This window comes from Moorena sp. SIO4G3, from assembly GCF_010692305.1.
Taxonomy (GTDB): Bacteria; Cyanobacteriota; Cyanobacteriia; order Cyanobacteriales; family Coleofasciculaceae; genus Moorena; species Moorena producens_A.
Map to the genome: position 1 here is coordinate 1 of NZ_JAAHIG010000407.1, position 7,594 is coordinate 7,594.

Below are 7,594 nucleotides of genomic sequence, written 5' to 3' on the forward strand. Positions count from 1 at the left end.
TAGCAGGGAGCAGGGAGCAGGGAGCAGGGAGCAGGGAGCAGGGAGCAGAAGATGTCTTAAGCTTTACTTCCACTGCTATATTGTTTTGTTAAGTTTTAGTAATAATAGCTAGCTTTTGATCACAATAAAATTCAATTGATTTAATGTCTTCAATAAAATTCATAATTTCATTTCGGAATAAATAGTTATTTGATAACACCCCAGAGCCATTCTTAATATTTTTCAAATGCACCAATAATTCGATAGTTTTAGGCAGATCTGGAAGTTTATCTTCGTAACTTGGACTTTGCCAATGTAAGTCCTCAATAATGTAAATACCATTTGGTTTCAAGGAAGGAAATAACAGAGCAAAAGCTTGTTGTTGATGAAAAGAAGCGTGTGATGCGTCATCCAAGATCACATCGTAAACAACTAAATTTTGCTTGCCTTCAAGCTGAGCTGTCACCTTCACCAAATTGGTAATATCATTTTGGCAACTTAAATCACCCTTGACAAATTTAAAGTTTCTAACTTCTGATTCTAAATGACTAAAATCATTAATATCAAAACCATAAACATGCCCATTCTCAAAATAGTCTGTCCACAGGCGAATTGATGGCATGTCAGTTGGTATTCGACTTAACAAGTGATCACCGAACTCGGGACCACCAATACATAATCCAATTTCTAAGAAGGTGATAGGTTTAGATTTGAGGGGCCAAAACAACGTTTCATATATGAGCGTGTAGCCATGTTTATCGAAATACTCAGTTCCTTTATCCGATTGGTATTTATTGGCAAGCTCAGTTAGGTTGAATGATTTCATTTAGATTTTCAATCGATAGTTTGTCAAGTTCACTGACTAAATATACCTGTTGGCTTTATACGGATTTTGCTGAACACTATTGTATAGGGCGTAGCGCTATATCGTTATAAGGCTTAGGAGCAGGGTAAGCGCAAGAATCAATAAGCTGTGGCTTATTGAGAAAAAACCTAGGTTATTCTCAACAATTTAACTCTATTGCGAGTACAGTTATACGAGATTATAGGGGTTTCAAACCACGATCAACCGATATCCAACCAATGCACATTATGATCCATTTTTTCTTGCGCTTACCCTGGGCTTAGGAGAATAAAGGGTATAATACTCATAAAATGACGCCTTTGGAGATATAATTTTAATTTTTTTATTTATTAAATAATTAATTACTTGCTTGCTAACTTTTTTTAAACCTGAAAAATTGGTATTAATTACCATTGCCAATGATGTCTTTTTATGCCAACATGTCCCTTAATTAAGGATGCCCCAGATGAAGCTAGGAGTTTTCGTCTTCTTTTTGGTGTCATGTAGAGCATTTTATTAATTTTCCAAATCTGGAGAAAATTCATGAATTCTGGATCGATAAATCCACGCCGATAGGCATGCTGAGAAAGCTTCAGATCACCAAAGTAATTAAGCTCAAGTATTGTTGGTCCAGTCTCACAAATAGCAACATCCCAACCAGGACAAAGATAGCCTGGAAATGCCAGATGTGCTTCGAGTACAAGTTCGACTACCTTGTTCCAGTAGGGGAGCTCAAATCCAATTAGATTCCTGCCGGTTTTCGGATGTAAAGGATTTTCAATTTGATCCAGGCCAGTACCAGAGATAATCCGGAAGATTTTACCCGTTTTGATATCTACAGCCCCCAACAGATTTCCAGTTTTACCATGATCAAAATTGTCACAGTCTAAATTGCCCACATTTACTTTAAAGATTGCTTTCATTATTTGCGGGCCAGAGTCCAATAAAATGGTGTGTATTCTGATGCTCGAAATTTTCTCTGTACCAGAGATCTCAGCAATTTCAGAATGAGCAGTGAGAGGTTCCTGCAAAATCCATCCCAGGGTTCCTCCGTCATCAAGGGAGCAGCAAAAATCCCTGAGTGGTTCTGAAGAACCCGTACCAAGGTGGAGCATGTCGCCATTTAAGTGATCAGCCAAGGTATTACCGTGACCATAGGAACCTGAAGACCGCTTAAAGTAAATCGGCAATGATCCTGGCTTTCTAAGGTAGTCTTCAAGGTCTTGTGGTGTAGCAATATTTAGTAAAACACTTGGGCGACGAGACCGATAAATTGCATGAATCTCGGGTGTCGGAAAACCACTAGCACGAAACAAGAAGTACATTGTTACCTTGTCAATAGCCATAAATTTAGAGTATTCATCGACTACTATCTCTATAAGAGTAGATTGCATGCGATGTCCACAAAAGGCTGCCTTTTCGGAGAAAGTAAGGTCATTAAGGTATAGTTGAAAATCTAGATACTCGGATAGATCGAGATAAGGGTAAGAGAATCGGAGCCTCAAAGCTTCCAAGGCAATTTCTAGGATTGGGCGCTGTGAAACATTAGCAGCTTTAAAAAAACAATTAAGGTTATACATTAAGCTTTAAACAAACAATTCTCCATAAAATTAGGCTTGATTTCTGGATGATGTACCAAAATGCCAAATATTTAGCGGCGCTCTTTTGTCAGCTTGGAAATGTGCTCCCATTCCGTCTAACGGTGGGGTTTACCTGCGCACCCAAGTCTGACAAATGTGTCCGGACGCCTTGAAATACCAAGCGTCAGGTGCAGCCAGGTGTGTACGATTCGTTCATCCTAAATTAGGCTATTATGACTTAGGGAAAAATTGCAAGGACTCGCACCTTGTAACTGAATAACTGTAATAGTGAAAGTCCCTCTGCCCTAGTGCTGGTGTGACAGGATTACCGCTACAAAGCGCGAATAGTTGCCAATCCGTAAAGCGGGGTAAAACGGTGGTAACTGGGAGCCTAACTGGGAATTCCTATAATAATCTCCAGCTTCTACATGCCCATTGTCACCCTTTTAACATGGCTAGGGATGGCCGCGCTTTTGTTGGACTTTGTCCTTCAAACCAACCTACGAATTGGCTTGATCATACCAAATTATTGAGTTATAAATTTAATTCCAGTTGTAATAGCGTATTATTAGTAAATAAATTCATTGGTTGGCCTAAACACTGTGCTTGGTAAACTGCTTGAATAAAACAGGCAACTCGATAGGCGAATTGTACAGGAACAGCGTTGCCAATCTGCTGGTGGACATGACGTTTATTTCCTCCATGAAATACCCATGAGTCTGGGAAAGTTTGAAGTCGGGCATATTCACGATTAGTAAAGCGTCGAAGACGGCTTGCACTGATACGCCAGAGCTTTAAGCTAATATTTGGATTCCTGACAAATTGCCCATTGACGCGATCTTTTTCCTTTCTTTCTGCCACCACATTTCCCTGAGCCCACCCCCAAATAGTTCCAGTATCAATAGCAGGAAATGGGGCATCCAAAGATCTTATTGGGTGTCCGTCAGATCCAGTTCGAGAGAATCTACATGGTACAGGGGTCTCAGTAGGATCAAATGCCTTTCCAGTCTCCTCATGAACACGGCTTTTGAAGCCCCATTCAGGACAATGATTAGGAAGGGAAATAAATGGATTGACAGCCAGATCAGCTAAATATGCTGATGCTGGTGTATCATGCTCTGGCGTGGGCCAGTGAAAAGCTGAGGGAAATCGGTCGAAGCTGGCAATAAAAATAAATCTTCTTCTCGTTTGAGGCACTCCAAAACCAGATACTCTGAAGACATTATATTTTATGTAGTATCCAAGACTCTTGAAATGCTCTGAAATTACCTCAATAAAAGGCTTTCCACTTTTTGGTTCTTTCATTGTCCTGAGATTTAGAACATTCTCAATTACGATAAAGCGAGGCTTCTTGATCTTTGCCATTCGGACAACTTCTTGAAACAGAAAATTCCTCTCGTCATTTTCCTTTCGATTCCCGCCCAGTGAAAAGCCCTGACATGGAACGCCTGCTAAAATTACATCACTATCAGGTAAATCTCTTTCTGATAGTTCTCGAATATCAGCTTCTTTAACATCCCATTCAGGTCGATTATTACGGAGTGTTTTAACGCTCCATGTATCAATATCTATGGAGTATAGATGTTTAAAACCAGCCATTTCAAAGCCGAGATCTAAGCCCCCTGCACCAGAAAAAAGACTTGTGAATGAAAGTTCCATGTTAACAGTTCTGCAAGACCATCTACCGAGACTCAGCAAAGTCTAACGGTTAAGGTCAGCGGCGCGAAACCCACTCTCAGAACAAACCACCTCAAAACTCAAGCCATCCGATATTACCACATGAGGCAGAAAAACCAAACCTCAGATTTCCAATCGAAGATCAGTGCTCACAATTACTCAGAAATGGCCTGCATCTACGTCCTGGATGAACTGGATCAGACCTTGGAAATATACTTGCTGGTCATCGTAGAGTGCTAGGTGGCTACCATTTGAGCAGTGGAGGTAACGGCCATTCTGCATCGCGACCGCCATCCATTCCATGTATTCAGGATCCATCGTATCGTATTGGGCACCAATAACCAGACTTGGCACTTCGATTTGCCCTAGGTCACCAGAACGATCCCAATCTATGAGTTTGCCTTTAAGACCCAGCTCGGATGGTCCTTGCATCGGGACATAGATATCCGGATTTAGGTGCTTAAAACTACGGTTCAATGGATCCGGCCAATCTTCCGATGGCATACGCAGGACATGTTGACACTCCCCGCCCTGGAAGGATGAGGATTCTTGCTTCAACGGGGTGACTTGTTTAACCAGGCCGGAGCCAGGAAAAATAGAGGTCTCCTCTCCACAAGCGTATTTGGTCTATGACCTAGGTTTCGGTGTGCCCCACCGTACCTTTTCAACATCTATGTCTTGATGCAGTCGCTCATGGGGGAAACCCCCAAGACCGCGCTGCATCGCTTTAACTAGATACTTTTTTATCTAAATTTTTCATAGACATTTAAGTCGTTAGACCAAATTACGCAATATGTATCTCTTACATATTTTTTACGTTGCCTACTTATGTTTAGACAGTATCTAGCTACTACAGTCTATTGATTATACTTTTAGTGTAGCACACAAGGTGCCAACTTTCAATCCCATTGTCTCTTAGAATTGCCGTCGAACGAAGGACGGGGTGCGATTACCCATTTTTTTGGTAACTGTCGAATGCCTCTAGGTATTCATGGGTCATACCCGGCCCGCCATGGAGGAGCAGTACCTTCATCGTCGGATGATTGCCAATTCGCTTGGTCCAGACCTGGAAGGTTCCCTTCGATGTGTCGATGGGTATCATCTTCACACCGCCACTTAACAGGTCGTCGCGACCAGTATAGTTCAAGTACTCGGTGGGAAAACTATGTTTGCTCTGCATGTGACCTTCATCGGAATCTTAGGTTAATTAGGCACCACAAGAATGCCGTCGCCCTCAAAACCGCTATTTTAAGGCTTCAATAGTAATTAGTCCACCTTCAATAGCTTCAATTTGCACTTTAAACCCATATAGTAAACTCATTCCAATCAGCGGTTCTGCTTCTGATTCCGCTACATCAATCACTTGATTTTTACCATCCCAGATCACTGTTGCACGATACATTTCAAAGATAACTTCACTACCATCACCTAATGTTCCAATGTCACGAAAAATCCAGGGTAAACCAAGAGACGAGATTGTGGAAGGTGGAAGAGACAGAAAGCCTGTGAAGCCTGTATCAATTACGGCCTCAACCATCTGTTTGGGACTATTGGCATGACTCACTACAATCGGAATGATAGCTTCACAATTTTGGTTGACAAAGCCTTGCATCATACCAATTTCTTCAAGCTCCGAGAACCAAAACGATAAACTGCACGATGTCCGATCCGAATTACCCAAGGTTGGGCATCAGGGTATCGCTCATAGAGTTGATCAGTGGCCGCGATCGGAGTATCGGCAAGTTCAAAAGCTCCCGTTTCAATGTCGATCGCTACGATTTTTCCATAATTGCCTTTTTCAACCAAAGGACGTACTTGAATCTCATAAATATGATTGCCTCGTTGGGCGAATTCTTCTTTGCTATAGCGGGGCTGCCGAAGCACCATTCCTTTGACCTCTTTTCAAGATCAGCGTCTATGGTGATTATAGCTTGGAAGCTGGTAGACGTAATTTTGATAGTTATTCGCTGATCATCCCTTTGGATTTTTTCTAGTTTGCTTAGTCTTCAGGCAACTCCGAACCAAATACTGAAATCGCCTGTGCCCCATGGATCGGGCACAGGCGACGGAGGTCAGAAAAAAACCCTAAGAGCGATTAGAAACTGACAGCCATCCAACCTATGGTTTCTTTTGTATGTCCTCCATCTGACAGAGCCTGCCTTGGACCACCCCGAACTAATTCGTTCATTTTGAACTTAAAGCCCTTCGTGGTTACATCTGCGATCCTGACACCAGGGGTATCTGCTCCATTAAAGGTTTGAACCATTGGAATCACGATCACATTTGAGCCTTCCCGAAATGGCTCTGCGAACAACACTTGTTTAAATGTGCTTGTGTCTTTATTTGCTGTTACCACTGGGCCTGGTGAACACAGCTCAATAATGCCTGCTTGAATCGACGCATGAGCTGGGGTAGCAATAAGTACCAGTGCCGCCATCAAAGACATCAAAAATATCGCAACTCGCTTCATAATTTCCTCCTTAAAATGTGAAATGAGAAAAGCGAAAGAAGTCTTTTAGAGTTAACCTTTCTAAAACTATGCTGAGCAGAACTGACACTGCCCATGTAATTTTGGCATATTTTATGAAAAAAAAAGCGCAGAAATTGTTAAGTTATTGTTGCGTAATTACTGTACACTTTAGCAATTTATGAATAATCATTAAGCTACTTTAAGATATCAGTGCCCTGTGAAAATCTGTCCCTACTCGCGAGGTCCGAGCAATCAAGAAAGTTACAATATTCACGCAGGCAGGATGCCCACCCCACTCATATTCATTCCGACCCTCAGCAATGCCAAGATGATTGCCTCGTTGAGCGAATTCTTCTTTGGTATAGCGGGGCTGCCTAAGCACTATTCGTTCCAGATAGATGTTTGACCAATAGTAAACACAACTTCACTTGCTCAAGTCTTCTTCGCTTAGATTAGCATCCCTCATGAGCTTACTTAAAATTCCAGTCGTTGACACTCCCCGCTCTAAAGAGACGGGGATTCTTCACTCAATGACTCGGCGTGGCTGTTCCTGACCGGAATCAAGAACAGTAGAGGCCAAATCTCCTGAAGCGTATCGGCGAAGCCGACGCTACGCGAACGGATTAATAATCCAAGTTCCGACGTGCCCCGTCGTACTTATGGCTCGATTTCGGATATTAATGGCGGCGTTATGGTCTCTATCAAGTTCGCACCCACATTCACAGACATGAGTCCTAGTAGATAGCGATTTCTTGACAGTTTCACCGCATTCAGAGCAATTCTGGCTAGTGTAGGCAGGATTGACAGCAACAGTCATCCTGCCAAATTTAGCTCCAAAGTGCTCTAACCATTTCCTGAATTGATACCAACCAGCGTCATTGATGGACTTAGCGAGACAGTGATTTTTTACCAGATTCTTATTAAACTAAGCCAGTGAGTCACCTCACTGACTCGTCTTCAAAACCGGACGTGAGAGTTTCCCCTCATCCGGCTCCTCGTGATAGGAACCATTTTTTCATTGGTACCTCTTTACACTAGAACGGG

General features: G+C 42.2%; 7 protein-coding genes and 1 pseudogene. All 8 read right to left on the bottom strand.

Annotated elements, in window-relative coordinates; translation table 11 throughout:
• Nucleotides 1–88 precede the first annotated feature (88 nt).
• Complete coding sequence (locus F6J99_RS38170) at nt 89–805, bottom strand: hypothetical protein (protein ID WP_293121136.1); 717 nt, start codon at nt 803–805, stop codon at nt 89–91.
• Nucleotides 806–1,230: 425 nt separating this feature from the next.
• Nucleotides 1,231–2,403 (bottom strand): sugar-transfer associated ATP-grasp domain-containing protein, encoded by a 1,173-nt coding sequence (locus F6J99_RS38175; protein ID WP_293121138.1) that lies wholly within the window; start codon nt 2,401–2,403, stop codon nt 1,231–1,233.
• 534 nt (nt 2,404–2,937) lie between these two features.
• The gene (gene dcm, locus F6J99_RS38180) at nt 2,938–4,062 is read right to left on the bottom strand and encodes a DNA (cytosine-5-)-methyltransferase (RefSeq protein WP_293121140.1); all 1,125 of its coding nucleotides are present in this window, start codon (nt 4,060–4,062) and stop codon (nt 2,938–2,940) included.
• Nucleotides 4,063–4,239: 177 nt separating this feature from the next.
• Nucleotides 4,240–4,638, bottom strand: a complete 399-nt coding sequence (locus F6J99_RS38185; protein ID WP_293121142.1) for a hypothetical protein — start codon at nt 4,636–4,638, stop codon at nt 4,240–4,242.
• Between the two features lie 685 nt (nt 4,639–5,323).
• Nucleotides 5,324–5,695, bottom strand: coding sequence for a clan AA aspartic protease (locus tag F6J99_RS38190; protein WP_293121144.1), 372 nt, complete (start codon nt 5,693–5,695; stop codon nt 5,324–5,326).
• A complete protein-coding gene (locus F6J99_RS38195; RefSeq protein ID WP_293121146.1) occupies nt 5,692–5,967 on the bottom strand; it encodes a hypothetical protein in 276 nt (91 codons plus the stop codon). Before F6J99_RS38195 ends, F6J99_RS38190 begins: the two co-directional genes overlap by 4 nt.
• Before the next feature lie 208 nt (nt 5,968–6,175).
• A complete protein-coding gene (locus F6J99_RS38200; RefSeq protein ID WP_293121148.1) occupies nt 6,176–6,550 on the bottom strand; it encodes a hypothetical protein in 375 nt (124 codons plus the stop codon).
• A gap of 504 nt (nt 6,551–7,054) precedes the next feature.
• Nucleotides 7,055–7,469: pseudogene (locus F6J99_RS38205) on the bottom strand (transposase); the annotation flags it as partial.
• Between the last annotated feature and the right edge of the window lie 125 nt (nt 7,470–7,594).